This window comes from Paenibacillus lautus (assembly GCF_050482385.1).
In the GTDB taxonomy this organism is placed as follows: domain Bacteria; phylum Bacillota; class Bacilli; order Paenibacillales; family Paenibacillaceae; genus Paenibacillus_AQ; species Paenibacillus_AQ lautus_B.
In genome coordinates this window covers 244,814-259,224 of the sequence record NZ_JBCNHV010000005.1, presented here as the reverse complement: position 1 = coordinate 259,224, position 14,411 = coordinate 244,814, and the positions used below count along the sequence as shown (strand labels likewise).

General features: G+C 49.6%; 13 protein-coding genes and 1 riboswitch. Of the genes, 10 read left to right on the top strand and 3 right to left on the bottom strand.

Going from position 1 to position 14,411, the window contains the following annotated elements:
• The first annotated feature begins 12 nt into the window (after positions 1 to 12).
• The 6 genes from ABEW73_RS08840 to ABEW73_RS08815 all read left to right on the top strand — a co-directional run bounded on the left by ABEW73_RS08840 (position 13) and on the right by ABEW73_RS08815 (position 6,318).
• Positions 13 to 921, top strand: a complete 909-nt coding sequence (locus tag ABEW73_RS08840; protein WP_430164325.1) for an ABC transporter permease — start codon at positions 13 to 15, stop codon at positions 919 to 921.
• A 15-nt stretch (positions 922 to 936) separates the two neighbouring features.
• Positions 937 to 1,941 (top strand): ABC transporter ATP-binding protein, encoded by a 1,005-nt coding sequence (locus ABEW73_RS08835; RefSeq protein WP_430164323.1) that lies wholly within the window; start codon positions 937 to 939, stop codon positions 1,939 to 1,941.
• Complete coding sequence (locus tag ABEW73_RS08830) at positions 1,938 to 2,927, top strand: ABC transporter ATP-binding protein (protein WP_430164321.1); 990 nt, start codon at positions 1,938 to 1,940, stop codon at positions 2,925 to 2,927. The genes ABEW73_RS08835 and ABEW73_RS08830 overlap by 4 nt, the downstream gene beginning before the upstream one ends.
• Positions 2,928 to 2,966: 39 nt before the next feature.
• Positions 2,967 to 4,427: a leucyl aminopeptidase family protein gene (locus ABEW73_RS08825; protein ID WP_430164319.1), complete on the top strand. Its 1,461-nt coding sequence runs from the start codon at positions 2,967 to 2,969 to the stop codon at positions 4,425 to 4,427.
• 215 nt (positions 4,428 to 4,642) lie between these two features.
• The gene (locus tag ABEW73_RS08820; RefSeq protein ID WP_430164316.1) at positions 4,643 to 5,329 is read left to right on the top strand and encodes a copper homeostasis protein CutC; all 687 of its coding nucleotides are present in this window, start codon (positions 4,643 to 4,645) and stop codon (positions 5,327 to 5,329) included.
• A 35-nt stretch (positions 5,330 to 5,364) separates the two neighbouring features.
• Complete coding sequence (locus ABEW73_RS08815) at positions 5,365 to 6,318, top strand: ROK family protein (RefSeq protein ID WP_430164313.1); 954 nt, start codon at positions 5,365 to 5,367, stop codon at positions 6,316 to 6,318.
• Positions 6,319 to 6,714: 396 nt separating this feature from the next.
• Here the strand turns inward: ABEW73_RS08815 and ABEW73_RS08810 are convergent, their stop codons facing one another.
• Positions 6,715 to 7,242 carry a hypothetical protein gene (locus ABEW73_RS08810; protein WP_430164310.1) on the bottom strand — a complete coding sequence of 176 codons (528 nt, stop codon included), beginning with the start codon at positions 7,240 to 7,242 and terminating at the stop codon, positions 6,715 to 6,717.
• Positions 7,243 to 7,698: 456 nt separating this feature from the next.
• Positions 7,699 to 7,829, top strand: a riboswitch (cyclic di-AMP (ydaO/yuaA leader).
• Positions 7,830 to 7,832: 3 nt separating this feature from the next.
• Here ABEW73_RS08810 and ABEW73_RS08805 point away from each other — a divergent pair.
• Positions 7,833 to 8,309: a C40 family peptidase gene (locus ABEW73_RS08805; protein ID WP_430164307.1), complete on the top strand. Its 477-nt coding sequence runs from the start codon at positions 7,833 to 7,835 to the stop codon at positions 8,307 to 8,309.
• A gap of 227 nt (positions 8,310 to 8,536) precedes the next feature.
• On the opposite strand, the gene ABEW73_RS08800 is transcribed toward ABEW73_RS08805, so the two are convergent.
• On the bottom strand, positions 8,537 to 9,811 hold the full coding sequence (locus ABEW73_RS08800) for a stalk domain-containing protein (protein WP_430164304.1): 1,275 nt from the start codon (positions 9,809 to 9,811) through the stop codon (positions 8,537 to 8,539).
• A 456-nt stretch (positions 9,812 to 10,267) separates the two neighbouring features.
• On the opposite strand from ABEW73_RS08800, the gene ABEW73_RS08795 reads away from it, so the two are divergent.
• The 3 genes from ABEW73_RS08795 (at position 10,268) to ABEW73_RS08785 (ending at position 13,336) form a co-directional block, all read left to right on the top strand.
• On the top strand, positions 10,268 to 10,654 hold the full coding sequence (locus ABEW73_RS08795; RefSeq protein WP_430164302.1) for a 2Fe-2S iron-sulfur cluster-binding protein: 387 nt from the start codon (positions 10,268 to 10,270) through the stop codon (positions 10,652 to 10,654).
• Positions 10,655 to 11,069: 415 nt separating this feature from the next.
• A complete protein-coding gene (locus ABEW73_RS08790) occupies positions 11,070 to 13,127 on the top strand; it encodes a DUF6883 domain-containing protein (protein WP_430164300.1) in 2,058 nt (685 codons plus the stop codon).
• Positions 13,128 to 13,135: 8 nt separating this feature from the next.
• On the top strand, positions 13,136 to 13,336 hold the full coding sequence (locus ABEW73_RS08785) for a DUF4926 domain-containing protein (protein WP_430164298.1): 201 nt from the start codon (positions 13,136 to 13,138) through the stop codon (positions 13,334 to 13,336).
• Between the two features lie 142 nt (positions 13,337 to 13,478).
• Here ABEW73_RS08785 and ABEW73_RS08780 read toward each other — a convergent pair whose 3' ends face one another.
• Entirely contained in the window at positions 13,479 to 14,336 is an 858-nt protein-coding gene (locus tag ABEW73_RS08780) for an AraC family transcriptional regulator (protein WP_430164295.1), read from the bottom strand.
• Between the last annotated feature and the right edge of the window lie 75 nt (positions 14,337 to 14,411).

The window sequence follows — 14,411 nt, the reverse complement described above, 5'->3', positions numbered from 1 at the left end:
GAGGGGGAACCCATGAGCGACAATTCAACAGTGACGGTCAATTCCTCCGTACCGGAGGATACGCTTGCGAAGAGTCAGGCAACTGGCAAATTCAGAGCGTTCATGTCCAAATTTATGAAGCAAAAGCTTGCCGTTATATCGAGCGGATTTATCTTGTTATTGTTAGTGCTGGCGGTGATCGGTCCGCAAATCGTCCCGTATCCTCCGAATGAGCCTAACTATGATGCAATGATGCAAGGCCCGTCGGCAGCCCATTGGGCGGGTACGGATGAGTACGGCCGCGATATCTTAAGCCGCTTGATTGACGGCACCCGGTTGACCATGGCGGTCAGCTTAAGCGCGGTATTTATATCCGCAGTTCTCGGTACGATTCTCGGTCTGATCAGCGGCTATTATGGCGGCTGGATCGACCGTCTCATCATGCGGGGCAGTGACGTCATGTTCTCCTTCCCCGATCTGCTGCTTGCGATCGGAATCGTAGCGATTCTGGGACCGGGCTTATCGAATGTGGTCATCGCCGTGGCTGTCTTCGGCACCCCGTCGTTTGCCAGAATCATCCGAAGCGTGACACTCTCTGCCAAGGAGTCTTTATATGTAGAAGCTGCAAGATCCATGGGCGCCAAGCATAACCGGATTATGTGGAAGCATATTTTTCCTGAGACGGTTCCCAGCATCATTGTCAACGTGTCGATGAGAATCGGCGGCGCTATTCTGGCTGCTTCTTCTTTAAGCTTCCTCGGGCTTGGTGCCAAGCCGACGGAACCTGACTGGGGCGCCATGCTCAGTATGGGGCGCGATTACTTAAGTATTGCTCCGCATATCGTGTACTACCCGGGACTCCTGATTTTCCTGACCGTGCTTGCATTCAATCTGATCGGTGACGGACTGAATGATGCCCTTGATCCGAAAACGAAAAACTAATAGGGGGGATAGATCGTGACGCAAACATTGCTTGAAGTAAAGGGTCTCAAAACCGAATTCAAACGCGATGGCTCATCGGTGCTTGCCGTAGCAGGGGTCGATTTTCACATCAATAAAGGCGAAGTGCTTGGACTCGTGGGTGAATCCGGATGCGGCAAAAGCGTGACCTCCCTGTCCATCATGAGGCTTCTTAAAGATACGCCCGGCAGAATATCCGGGGGCTCGGTAAGCTTTGAGGGCAAGGATCTCGTACAAATGTCGGAAAAAGAAATGCGCCGCTATCGCGGAAACGAGCTGGCCATGATCTTCCAGGAGCCGATGACATCGCTGAATCCCGTCCTTCGTATTGGGAAACAGCTGGAGGAATCCATCATGCTGCACTTGGGGTATAGCCGCAAGAAAGCGCGGCAGCATGCCATCGACTCGCTCAAACTTGTGGGGATTCCGCGGGCCGATGAAGTTGTGGATGACTATCCACACCAATTGTCCGGCGGTATGCGACAGCGGGTCATGATTGCGATGGCGATGTCCTGCAATCCGAAGCTGCTGATTGCCGACGAGCCGACCACCGCCCTTGACGTCACGATTCAGGCTCAGATCCTGGATCTGATGAATCGACTGAAGACCGAGCAGGAAATGGGCATGCTGCTCATTACCCATGATCTTGGCGTCGTGGCCGAAATGTGCGACCGGGTGGTTGTCATGTACGCAGGCAGAGTCGTGGAAGAGGCGACGGTTGAAGAGCTGTTCGAGAATCCTCAGCATCCGTACACCAAAGGACTCATTAATTCAGTGCCCAAGCTTAGACAAAAGGTACGCCGTTTGGACTCCATTCCAGGGAATGTGCCGGATTTACGGAACATGCCGAAAGGCTGCAAGTTTGCCCCGCGGTGTCCATTTGTGATGGAGCAATGCCTCTCCCAGGAGCCTGAGCTTCTCCCTGTCGCACATGAAGAACATCGCAAGAGCCGCTGCTGGCTGACTCAGGAAGGTCACTCGAAGGGAGGAGAAACCGCATGAAAGAAACACCTCTATTAGAAGTAAAGAATTTGCAGAAATCATTCACGGTGAAAAAAGGATTCTTCGGTACGTCCAAGCAGCTTCGTGCCGTGGACGGAATCTCCTTCGCAATCCATAAGGGCGAAACCTTCAGCCTGGTTGGCGAAAGCGGCTGCGGCAAATCGACGACAGGTCGCTTGGTGACCCGACTGCTGACGCCAAATAGCGGCGAGGTCCTGTTTAACGGGACGGATATTAGCGGATACAATGAGAATCAGATGCGCCCGCTGCGCAAAGACATGCAGATGGTCTTCCAGGATCCTTACGCTTCCCTTAATCCAAGGATGAAGGTCAAAGAACTGGTCGCAGAGCCCTTGCTCATTCATACCAAGCTGAGCACCAAAGAGCGGGACAAACTGGCTTGCGAGCTGCTGGAAACGGTCGGATTGAATAGCTTCCATGCGGAACGATTTGCCCATGAGTTTAGCGGCGGTCAACGGCAGCGGATCGGCATTGCCAGAGCGCTGTCCGTGCGTCCGAATCTGATCGTAGCCGACGAACCAGTATCTGCACTGGATGTTTCTATCCAATCGCAGGTGCTGAACCTGCTGCAGGATCTTCAGGAGGAGTACGGCCTGACTTATCTGTTCATCTCCCATGATCTCAGCGTGGTTGAGCATATCAGCGACCGGATTGGTGTCATGTATCTGGGCGCGCTCGTGGAGACGGCCGATAAAGATACGCTGTACGACCGTCCACTGCATCCTTATACTCAAGCCCTGCTGTCCTCGGTACCTGTCCCGGATCCGAAGCAGAAGAAGGAACGGATCATTCTGAAGGGGGATCTGCCGAGTCCGGTGAATCCGCCGACAGGCTGCTGCTTCCATACACGCTGTCCATCCTGCATGGAAGTGTGCAAACAGATTACCCCGGTTTATCGTGAGGTGGAGCCGGGCCATCAGGTGGCATGTCATTTATATGACGAAGAAATCATGAAAAATGCTTAACAGCGTTGATTCTCTTATATAAGGAGGAAAGGCCTCGATATGAATATCACAATAGATGAAGCTTCATTGGCAGATACTTCGATTTATGTGGTTTATGAGGGCGAGGAGACTCATTTCAGATTAACGGAATCTCGAAAGCATAGCATGAAGCTGACTTGGTTCTATGGCCGCTCCGATCAAGAAGCAGACGATCTCGTAGTTGGAATGGGGCAGCGCTCGAACCTGACGTTGGAGCAAGTTCGCAGAACAGGCGCATCAGCTGCGAGAGCACTGCTCAAGGAATACAAATCAAGCGCAGTACTGATACGCACCTCAATCCGCGATGACCGGGCTTCTTCCCGGATTTCGGTGGAGGAAGAACTTCAAGCGTGGGTTGAAGGCTGGATGTATGGATTATATCAATTCAATAAGCATCGCGGGGTTACGGCCAATCTGCAAGCTCTGTCCCTAAATCTTCGACAGGAAGATTGGCAGGGGCTTTCCCGTGAAGAGATGGATGTCATCATACGGACGGCAGAAATCCGAATCGAAGGGACGCAGCTCACCCGAGACCTGGTGAATGAATCACCGGAAACGCTAAATCCAGAGGCGTTTGTTGCGGTTGTCGAGGATCGTTTCAAGAAGGCACCCGTTCAGCTTCATGTGTATCGCGGACAAGAACTCCATGATCGGCAGATGAACGGTCTGATCGCTGTCGGTGCCGGCAGCAAATACGAGCCTGCCATGATGGAGATTTCCTATAATGGGGTGGATTCCGAGAAGGAGAGTCCTCATATTGTGCTCATCGGTAAAGGCGTAACCTTTGATATGGGCGGGATGAACGTCAAAATCGGCCGAGACATCAGCGATGCTCGTATGGATATGGGAGGCGCTGCAGCCGTCGTGGGTGCCATAGATATTCTAGTATCGCAAAAAGCTCCGGTACGAGTAACGGCGCTTATAGCCGTTGCGGATAATTTATCGGGACCGGATGCGATGCTTCCTTCTTCCGTTGTTCATTATCCGAATGGTTTAAGCGTTCAGGTCGCAAATACGGATGGGGAGGGGAGATTGATCATTGCGGATGCGCTGCTGCACGCAGCAAAGCTTGGCGCAGAAAAGGTGATTGATATCGCAACCCTCACCGGTAATGTCGGAGCCGCACTGGGCTTGGAGATTGCGGGCATCTGGGGCGATCAACAGATTACGGCCGATTTGGTTGAGATCGGTGAGCGTAACGGAGAGCGCCTATGGCCTATGCCGCTGATGGACGAGTACGAATCGGATCTCAGAAGCGATTATGCCGATCTGAAAAATGTGGGTACGTCCACTTTGGCAGGCGCTATAACGGCTGCGCTGTTTATCCGGCACTTTGTGGCGGATTCCATGAAATGGGTGCACATCGATATGGCGGGCACGGTCCAGTATAAACGGGAATTCCCCCACTCCGCAGCGGGGGCTACCGGCTATGGTGCAAGATTGTTGGCGGATTATGTGGAGAAGCAGTTTCTCCATGCATAAAGTACGTGTTCAAAAAGGTCGGTTTTCAGCACCGAGAAGGTTGGATGAAGCTAGGGGCGAAAGGAGCGGAGCGTACGTTGTGGGTACGTGAGCACCGGAAGACCCGGCTGAATTCAAGATTCGATGCCGAGCCCACTTCCTGATTCACTTCGTGATCAAAAGCGGACTTTTTGAACAACATCTTAAAGAATCAACTTCAGTAAGGAGTGACGACGATGCTGCTTGAAATAATCGCAACATGCGTGGATGATGCCATCACAGCAGAAAAGAATGGCGCGGATCGTCTGGAATTGATCACGGCGATAACCGAAGGCGGACTTACGCCGGGGATCGGGCTTGTTGAAGAGGTAGTGAAAGCCGTTCAGATTCCTGTTCATGTCATGGTTAGACCTCATAGCAGATCCTTTGTGTACAACGAACATGATATAGCTACCATGATGGCGGAGGTTAAGGCGATCCGCATGGCTGGTGCAGCTGGCGTTGTGCTTGGCATGCTGACGCCGGAAGGGAAGATTGACGAGGTCTCTTTGGTTAAAATGCTGGAATGGACAGGAGATATGCAGGTCACGTTCCACCGGGCTTTTGATGAACTGGAGGATCAGTTCGAAGGGCTGCGTACATTGCAGAAATACTCGTCGGTTACCCGTGTCCTAACCTCAGGAGGACCGCAGCCTGCACCGCAGGCCATCCCGAGAATTCGGGAGCTTGTAGAACAAACGGCAGGCAGTGAGCTTAAAATATTGGCCGGCAATGGCCTGAAGTGGGAAATCATACACGATTTTATCGACCGGACCGGTGTGAGCGAGGTGCATTTCGGCTCTGCTGTCCGGTACGGTCGATCAGGGCTGAAGCCCATCGATCCGGTCGAGCTGCGATCGCTGGCTGAGAGCATCCATCAATAGAAGTAGCAAACCTATCGGAAACAGGTGAACAAAAATTGCAAACCGTATGGAATAAACAGCAAGAATTTGTGGTTGGTGTTGACCTTGGGGGTACGAAGATCGCGGCAGCGCTCTTTGATTCCGAAGGACAGCTGCTGAAAAGGGAGCAGATGGAAACAGCAGGTACGCGAACGGCGGAGGATGTGGTCGGAAGAATTACGGCCATGATCCGCAGCGTGTCGGGCGGCCATACGCTCCGAGGCGTAGGCATGGCATCGCCGGGAACGGTTAACAGCCGGGAGGGCATTGTCATTCATGGAACAAATCTGCCGGAATGGACGAATGTCCCCCTCAAAGCATGGATGGAACGTGATCTGCAAACGGAGGTTCAGGTGCTGAATGACGCGAATGCAGCCGCATGGGGAGAGTATGTAAGAGGTGCCGGAAGAGGGTCGACGAACATGGTGTACGTGACGCTAAGCACCGGCATCGGCTCAGGCATCGTGCTGGATGGGAAGCTGTTTCTGGGCAGCAGTTCCTTTGCTGGGGAACTGGGACACCATATTATTGATCCGAACGGTCCGCAGTGCAATTGCGGCAGTCACGGCTGCTGGGAGGTATTTGCTTCAGGAACGGCCATTGGTCATGAGGCCTCCCAGCGGATGCGCTCCCAGACCAGCGTCATAACAGAACTGGCTGCAGCCGAATCGGGAGTGAATGCAAAGCATGTGTTTGAGGCAAAACGTCTTCATGATCCTGTAGCTGTAGAGGTCATCGACCGTGCTATTTATTACATGGCGCTTGGTCTGGTTAACGTCATTCACAGCTTTAACCCCGATCGCATCGTGATTGGAGGGGGAGTAAGCAGAGCTGGCGAGCTTTTATTTCCGCAGCTGCGGGAAATGACAGACAAGCTGGTGATGCCATCCTATTTAGGGACGTACGAAATCGTTCCTGCAGGACTTCGGGACGATGTTGGTCTGGTTGGAGCTGCGGCCTTGTTCCAGTAGCATAGGGGTAAAGAGAAGGTCACGGATAGGATAAAGGATGGAATAGAGTTTAGATAGAAAGTGTTTGGATCGGCAACGTAGTTTCATGTTAATCGAGCTTAACCGAATTAGACAAAAGCCGCCCTTCAGGGGGCGGCTTTCCAATTATTCATAGAGAGCGGGAAACGGAGCGATCATTTTTATCGTTATAAGTCCGTAACATGTGACAAGTGATAGGCGTGAACCGTAAGCCGTCATCCGTTTTCACTGGAGTCGATTTTTTGGTTTCCTGGTTAGGTTTGTTTGTATCCGACAAACAATAAGCGGTTGCTCACACTTTCCCGCAATGCCGGCGGAAACCGCCGGCTCCAAACCCGCACGCGAGGTGACCTGCAGGCTTGGAGCCGGCGGCTGCCGCTATTCCATGTACTTGGATGCGTCAAACGTAATCATGGACGTATGATTGGCATGTTCAATCAGTGAAGAGAGCTTGGTTACTTCGCGTTCCTTCTTGCGCGCTTGCGCCTGATAAGCTTCCGGATCATATAAGGCGACGTTGAACAACGTTACGGCACCGTCTCCGCTGCCACGGCTGCTCTGGCGTTCCAGCTTCTTGCGGGAGCCGAGATGGGCAAGCTGTCCGATATCGCTGCGTATCTGCTTGGCCAGTTCGATCGCTTCCATGATGGTCATGTCGGAGCCGTTCCAGCTAATGGTTTGCGTTGTATTGGAGATTGCCATCAGCAAATCCAGCTTTCTGTAATCCGCCGCGGCCGCTTCGATCTCTTCCGTAATGGCATCCACGCTGCGTGTAGGGTATTCCGCCGTCTCCCCTTTTTCAATGATCGTGCTGCTGTTGTTCAATCGTTCCGACATCAATTGATTGATGAGACGGTTGATTGCTGCCCGGACAGCCAAAGCTTCTGCCATCGTAATTTGACTCATAAGGGATGGATCACCTCTTTAATTTCATTTCTGATTATGTAAACGCGTAGTTTTGTAAAAAGTTGCTATATAGATTGAACTAAAGATTCTCAGCCCGAGCATCACTACGAATACGGATTATTCTTCCGATCGCTGTTGCCCCCAGATTTCTATCAATCCATTAAAAAGGGTTGAAATCCGGGTGCAAAGGCGACCGCTACCGCTTCTCCAGAATAATTCCGTCTTCTCCGTTGAGGTTCTTCTTTTCGTTAGTTCAATCTATATAGATTATTATAAAAAGCAGTGTGAGAAGGAAGGCAGAGTTACATAATTGTCATGACTGGGTGAGATGGTAACAAATATCCGGCAGAAATATTTCATCTTTACGACAGCTCCAAACATAAAACGATAGATTTTTAGGATATGATTGACAGCATCCTTGCTTGTATACTATATTAAGAGAAGGTTACAAAACGTTAATGAATTTTGCCGAATTTCGTTTGTGAAAACGGGGGAACCGTCTTGGGTGAATTACTCTTGTATAGAGAGTATAGGGAACCTTCAACCGAACCTTTAGCTAACTCCGTAGGCATCGAAGGAGAGAACATATTTTGAAGAAGTTTGTCATCACTTTGCTAGGGTCTGCAATTATTTTTTCTTCTGGTGCCGTATCAGCATTTGCTGATCAACAACCGAATTTTCAATATCAAGTGAAGCAATTGGTAGGAACGCCATACAAATGGGGCGGAACGACCACTAGCGGGTTTGATTGCTCCGGGTTTATTCTGTACATGTTTAGAAATTTCGATATAGATCTTCCACGCACATCCCAAAGCCAGGCTAGCGCCGGGGAACATGTGGATCGTGAAGATCTGCGTGTTGGAGATCTGGTATTCTTCAATACGAGCGGCAGCGGAATTTCTCATGCAGGCGTTTACATTGGTGATGGACAATTTGCGCATGCTTCCAGTAGCAAGGGAGTCAGAATCAGCAAGCTTAGCGATTCATATTACGAGCCCCGTTATGTCACGGCACGTCGTGTGTTGAGTCAAGAAAATTATGCGAGGCTGATAGGAAGCGCAAGCTAATTGGATTACATTGCAGTTTAGGGTTCAATACATAACCAGAAAGCCTGACAAAGGGATGTCCTTGTCAGGCTTTCTTTTTTTAGATATCAGAAAGTATAAACTTCGAAGCTTGTGACTTCCTGATATCGCAAGAAAAACTTCGACTAACTGCGGTCTGTCATCTGTGAAAGTACGTCGATAGAAGTTTTTCTTACTATAAGTCTGTCAATCCCACAGGGGTTGTTCGGTTACTCCTTAACAACGGAGGCATTCACAGCTGCTTCCATCCCGTTATTATAAAGACGGAACAAGCCAAGACGCCAGAAAGCGGCACCTTTCAGATCATAACGCTTGGCCAAACCGAGCTTATCGTCCACGGAAGTGGCTGTTTCGCTGCTTAAGCTGATACCGAGCAAAAGCTTCTGCTTCGGGACACCTGCTTGGAGTGCCAACTGGATCGCTTGGTCCACCAGACTGTTTGGTTCGGGAACCTGAGATTTGGTTCCGACCGGATTGTACTGATAAGCCATAACGATGAGATCATCGGCGATGGAAGCAAGCGTCTTGTAATCATAGCCTTTATAGGCGCTGTTCAATGGCGGCACCGCTAAGGACAGAGCAATGTCATGCGGCAATGCTGCCTTTAATTGCTTGACATAATCATTGAGCAGCTTCTGCTGGTTTACGACATCCAGTTTAAAACCGAGCCCTTCAAAATCAAGTACAACGCCGCCGAAGCCGTTCTCCGTTACCGCGGCTGTGATGCCTTCAATGGACTTTTGGCGCAGGCTGCTATCGCTCAGTACTTTGGTTAATTCGCCGTTTCCATCCAAGGCGTAGACCATGAGGTATGGTTTAATCTTCTGGTCCGCAGCATCTGTTACCATCGATTGCGGCGTAACGTCACCGGCCGCAGCGGGCAGGCGGTACTCGTCGCCTTGAAGCGTGAACTGACCCTCACGATCGATGCGGCTCCATCCAAAGGCGACTGAATTCATAGATGTAACAAGATCCCGTTCTTGGAAAGATTGCAATGCATAGAAGGCTCTCAAATGCATCTCGCGCTGCGGCGATACAAGGGAGACCGTGCGAGTTGCCTGATTCCAGCCCACATCGACACCGAATTGGCTGCTGAACGAGCTAAGCGGGATCAGTACACGGCCTTCCCGTTGAACCGGCGGGGCCGCAAGCTTCACTTGTTTTCCATTGACCGTTGCTGTCGTGCTTCCCACCTGAAGTAACACTTCAGTCGATTGGCCTTTCACACGGCCGATGGCCTTTACGGTCTGCGTCTTGCTATTCCAGGTGATTTGAATGCCAAGCGCTTCACCGACCGTTCGGAATGGAACGTAGGTGACCCCTTTGTCCACCCGCGGAGCCGCATCGAAGGTTAGCGTAACATCATCCAGCTTTACCGATATGGCAGGCTCAGCATACACCTGACTAACATGGGGGGCGGTGCCGAGCAAGGATAAGGCAAGAACGGCAGCGACAGCTATTTTTCCTATTCGTATTTGCAGCATACTTTGTTTCCCCTCCAACCCTAAAAAAATAATAGAATGATTTTCATAGAATTTGTTCTATATAGAAATTGAACTAAAGAAAAGAAGAACTTCAACGAAAGAAGGCGGAATTATTCTGGAGAAACGAAGGGGTCGGCCGAAAGCTTTCCAAAGGAAAGCTCGCATCGGAAGCATATACTGTCCCCGGATTTTAACCATGATATGGATGTATAGAAGAAAATCTGGGGGCAGCAGCGATAGGAAGAATAATCCGCATTCGTAGTGATGCTCAGGCTAAGAATCTTTAGTTCAACTTATATAGCATACGCTAGTATAGCAAAATTTTCATAGAATTCCAATTACATGATGTCATAGAATAGATAAGAGTAAGCATGTTGATTTTTTAAACTTTCCGGTATAATAAATGAAGGATTTAATACATAACCTGATGATGATATGCATAGGGGGATAACACGCGTGTTTAAATTCTGGAAAAACAAAAAGGGTAGGAATAGCGAAGACAACAACTCGCGCATCCCGGAAGAGATGATCGAAGCTGTACCGGATCGGATCATTGAACTAACAGGTCGCGAGGTTCGCCGCAGTGTGGCTCCTGTTCTTGGCATGACGGTGCTTGATCTGGCCGAACGGAATGACGTGGACTGGAACTCTTTTTGCAAAAGAGGAACTTGTGCACGCTGCCGCTGCATGGTGGCGGAGGGAATCGAGTATTTGTCCGGGCCCAATCTGGCCGAAGAACAACGCCTGGATCCTGAGGAGATCGAAGAAGGATATCGTCTGGGATGCCAGAGCAAGATCGAAGCGGTCGGTCCCATTAAAATCAAGCATGCCCCATACTTTTGATGACATAGAAGACGGATGCCGTTCATATTTAAAAAATCAGGCAGCCGTACAATGGACATTATCCCCTTCAAGTAGACAGTGCGTAGAAAGAGCACATCCGTTTACTTGGAGGGGATTTTTCATGGGGAACAAAAGCAAGCCACCCTTGATAATTCAACTTCGTTTCCTGGGATGTTGTTGAAAATATTCATCAGATATGAGACTAGCGCCTTTTGCCACATTTTACTAGAATGACTATACTACTAATATCTTGTAAAAAACAGACTATAGATAATTTGCGGAGAAACTCACAAAAACTCCGCTGCGATCGATCGGTGACCATGGTTTTATGAGTTCTTATCATTACTCGTGGCCGGACCGACATCAAGGGAGACGTCCTGCTCGCACGAAGCCGCTTTCAAAGGAGGCGACCGTTATGAATTCGATCTGGTCCATCCGAACCGGAATTCGGGATTTCCTGGAGTCTATCTATCGAACTGGCCGGTCCTGGATTGAGAAATATCCGTTTATTAAAACGGCGTATACGATATTTTCCTGGTTGTCGCTAATCCTGTTTGTTTTAAGCTTGTTTTTCGTTAAAGAATCGCGTACCATGATGGTTCAATATTTATGGTCGTTTTATGTACTCCTGCAATTTTGGTTTCTATGCCGAAGCAAAACGATACCGTGGAAGCAGATTGTGCTGTTTGTTCTGGCAGGCGTTTTTCTTGTCGTTCCGTTCACGACGCTTACGGTCAATGCTCTCCACGTGCTTTTTGGCGGAGAAACATCCGACACTTGGTCCATTGCCGTTATCACGCCAATTTTCGAAGAATTGTGGAAGCTCCTTCCGCTAGGCATATTTCTGTTGTTTTCACGTCGAGCTTCCGCCTTGAGTTTAAGCGATTACACGCTCATCGGCGCGGCGACTGGCGTTGGCTTCCAACTGATGGAAGAGCTCTCCCGAAGATGGCTAAGTTCCGGCCCGCTTGCGGAAAAGTTCGGCTACAGCTTTACATGGCTGGGCGGCGAAACGATCCATTGGGATTTGTTCTCACTGTTTCCCGGGCGTTTCGAAGAAAGTGTGTTTCCGACGCTGATGACCGTCGGTCATCCTGTGCATACCGCCATGATCGCGCTTGCGTGCGGAATAGCCTATAGGCTGCGGACAAAACTGACGAAATGGGTTTTTCTGTTCCCAGCAATCATGTTGCTGTGGGCCATCCTTGATCACGCGGCTTATAATGGTCAGCACCAGCTGCCGGGTTGGGTGTTCCGGTTTCATGATTGGACCGGCAGCGGTTATAGAACTCAACCGGTCTTCCTGCTGATGCTGTTTGCATCGATTATTGCCGATTATTGGTCGCTGAACAAAATACGAAACCGACTGCCGTCGCTGCCGAGCGAGCCGCTGCTTAATCCATTTACCGAGCTGTGGAATATGACCCGCTCTTTTTGTCTGGACCGTGGGAAATTCGTATATTGGCTAGGATTTTACCGGGAGCGCAGGGAGCTCGGATTTCATTTACTTTATGGAAATGAAGAAGCAGCCGGTAGACAGGAACCTGTCCAGGCTCGGGTAAAAGCTCTTTACCAGGTGCTAACCGGACTTGCTATAATTCTGCTCGTGGCGGGTCTGTTCACAGGCATCGGGACACATACGAGCGGAGGAGAAACGGCATGTTTTGCCTGTATGTTCGACTCGCTGCAAGATTGGTGGGATCGGCTGGATTGGTATGAACAGGGCGCGATCCTTCTTGGAGCTCTTGCCTTGTCACTGCTGTTCGTCGGATTCTGGCCGGCTTTTGGCATCGCTATGACAGGGATGGGAATCGCTGGGAGCGGTCATGAGATTGCCGGCTATATCCGCGATCCGAAGAAGCTTTTGACTCCCGAAAGAGCGCTTTCCGTTGCTATACGCATTGTACTAAGCCGAATCCCATTCGGTAAAGCGTTAAGCTGGGCAGGAATGAAAGGACGCCGCTATGTGCGCAAGCTTCTGGATAAGTTCGGTTCCCGGAAGCCGGATATCGACGTCCCGGTTAAACCGAAACCTCCGAAGAATGACGGCCCGGGTAAGCATCGGGACGATCCCAAGAGGCCGGATGACGATCCGCCGAATAAGGATAAAGCCGATGAGGGAACGGATAAAGTTGAAAATGCTTTACCTAACCTAGAATATGCAAAGATAGACCCTCGAAAACTTACACACTACGCTCTAAATCCGGAACATCCGGTCGGGGGCAACAAAGCGAAAGTGTTTGAAAGTGCTCTAGGGTACAATAGATCCAATGCCGATGATTTAATGAAACAGGTTCAAGAGAAGTTGCCCCAGAGTGAAGCTGTTTTGGGTAAAGTTGACCAATATGGACAAAGGTATACTGTTGATTTGCAGATAACAGGTCCAAATGGTAACACCACTACAGTCAGAACAGGTTGGATTATTAAGCCAGGTTCAGATGCACCAGAGATGACAACCATATATGTAAAGTAGGTGATGATATGAGTTTTAATGAACTCGATACCGTTGTGATATTAAATGATTACCCAAATGAGGGATTAAAAAAGGGTGACATCGGGGTAGTAGTTTCAGTGCATACAATTCCGAATGAAGCCTATGAAATCGAATTCGTAGATGAATCAGGTATAACTAAAGCTATGATTGTACTTCAGCCCAATGAGATTGAGAAGTATGTGGATTAGAATGGTAGGTAGGGTTTGTCCGTTACATTGAACAGGTCGATTATGGTCAGATGCTACCATGATTGACCTGTTTTTTTGTTATTCCAACTTGAACGATGAGGAGGAATGAGCTTTTTTTAACTGTCTACACATATGAATCCCTTTACTCCATGGCCATTTTGCTTTGTTCCCGGAACGAACTCGGCGTTTGTCCGGTAATTTTTTTGAATAACATCGAGAAGTACTTATCGTTGCCGTAACCCACTTGAGAAGCAACCTCATGTATCGGCATTTCGGAATCTGCCAGCAGGCGCTTGGCCTCTTCAATCCGGCGGGATATCAAGTAATTGAAGGGGGAATCGCCGACTTCTTTTTTGAACAGATGGGACAAATAATGCTGACTGACATACATCGTATCGGCAATGTCCTTGAGACTGATGCTCTGGGTATAATTGGTGTCAATAAAGTGTTTGGTCCGCAGCGCGATTTCGTTCTTGCCCTTCAAGGACTGGAATTGGTGCTTCACATCGACGATGCGGTAGATCACGGTAATCAATGACATCAGCAGGTTGGTGCTCAGCGTTTCATACCCAAGCACCTGAGAATCGCATTCACGGAGGATCTCGGAAAGATAGCTCTCTACTTTATAGGCGTATTTCTCACAGGATATGACCGGCTCCACATAGGCCGGGAGTAGCATCCCCTGGGGAACCCCTTCAATGTGAAGCGAATCCACGCCGCAGTAGATCACCTTAAAAGGCTCGTCCGTGATAGATCTCTCCTCGTGAGGAATGCCGGGGTTATAAATCGCGACATCGCCTTTGTGGAGTTCGTATACTTTTCCTGCAATCGTGAATTCTCCGCGTCCTTCTACAACATAGATGATCTCGCAGAAATCATGAATTTGCGGCGGTCCATAAAAGAAGTCCTCGTCCACGACCTGCCCGGCAAAGAGCAGCTGCGGATTTTTGATGAAGCGGAAGTGATCGCTTTTGCTATGCGAGATTTCGATCTTTGGCACGTTCTTGTCCCTCCTGGAAAGCAACATCCTCTACCTATTATAATGCAAAACGCCCTTCGATGCGGATATCGTTTA

Bases quoted from the DNA above. Each gene is read 5' to 3' on its own strand.
- ABEW73_RS08840 (WP_430164325.1), top strand. From the start codon at position 13: ATGAGCGACAATTCAACAGTGACGGTCAATTCCTCCGTACCGGAGGAT.
- ABEW73_RS08810 (WP_430164310.1), bottom strand. From the start codon at position 7,242: ATGAGTCAAATTACGATGGCAGAAGCTTTGGCTGTCCGGGCAGCAATC.
- ABEW73_RS08790 (WP_430164300.1), top strand. From the start codon at position 11,070: ATGAATTCGATCTGGTCCATCCGAACCGGAATTCGGGATTTCCTGGAG.
- ABEW73_RS08785 (WP_430164298.1), top strand. From the start codon at position 13,136: ATGAGTTTTAATGAACTCGATACCGTTGTGATATTAAATGATTACCCA.
- ABEW73_RS08830 (WP_430164321.1), top strand. From the start codon at position 1,938: ATGAAAGAAACACCTCTATTAGAAGTAAAGAATTTGCAGAAATCATTC.
- ABEW73_RS08825 (WP_430164319.1), top strand. From the start codon at position 2,967: ATGAATATCACAATAGATGAAGCTTCATTGGCAGATACTTCGATTTAT.
- ABEW73_RS08820 (WP_430164316.1), top strand. From the start codon at position 4,643: ATGCTGCTTGAAATAATCGCAACATGCGTGGATGATGCCATCACAGCA.
- ABEW73_RS08800 (WP_430164304.1), bottom strand. From the start codon at position 9,811: ATGCTGCAAATACGAATAGGAAAAATAGCTGTCGCTGCCGTTCTTGCC.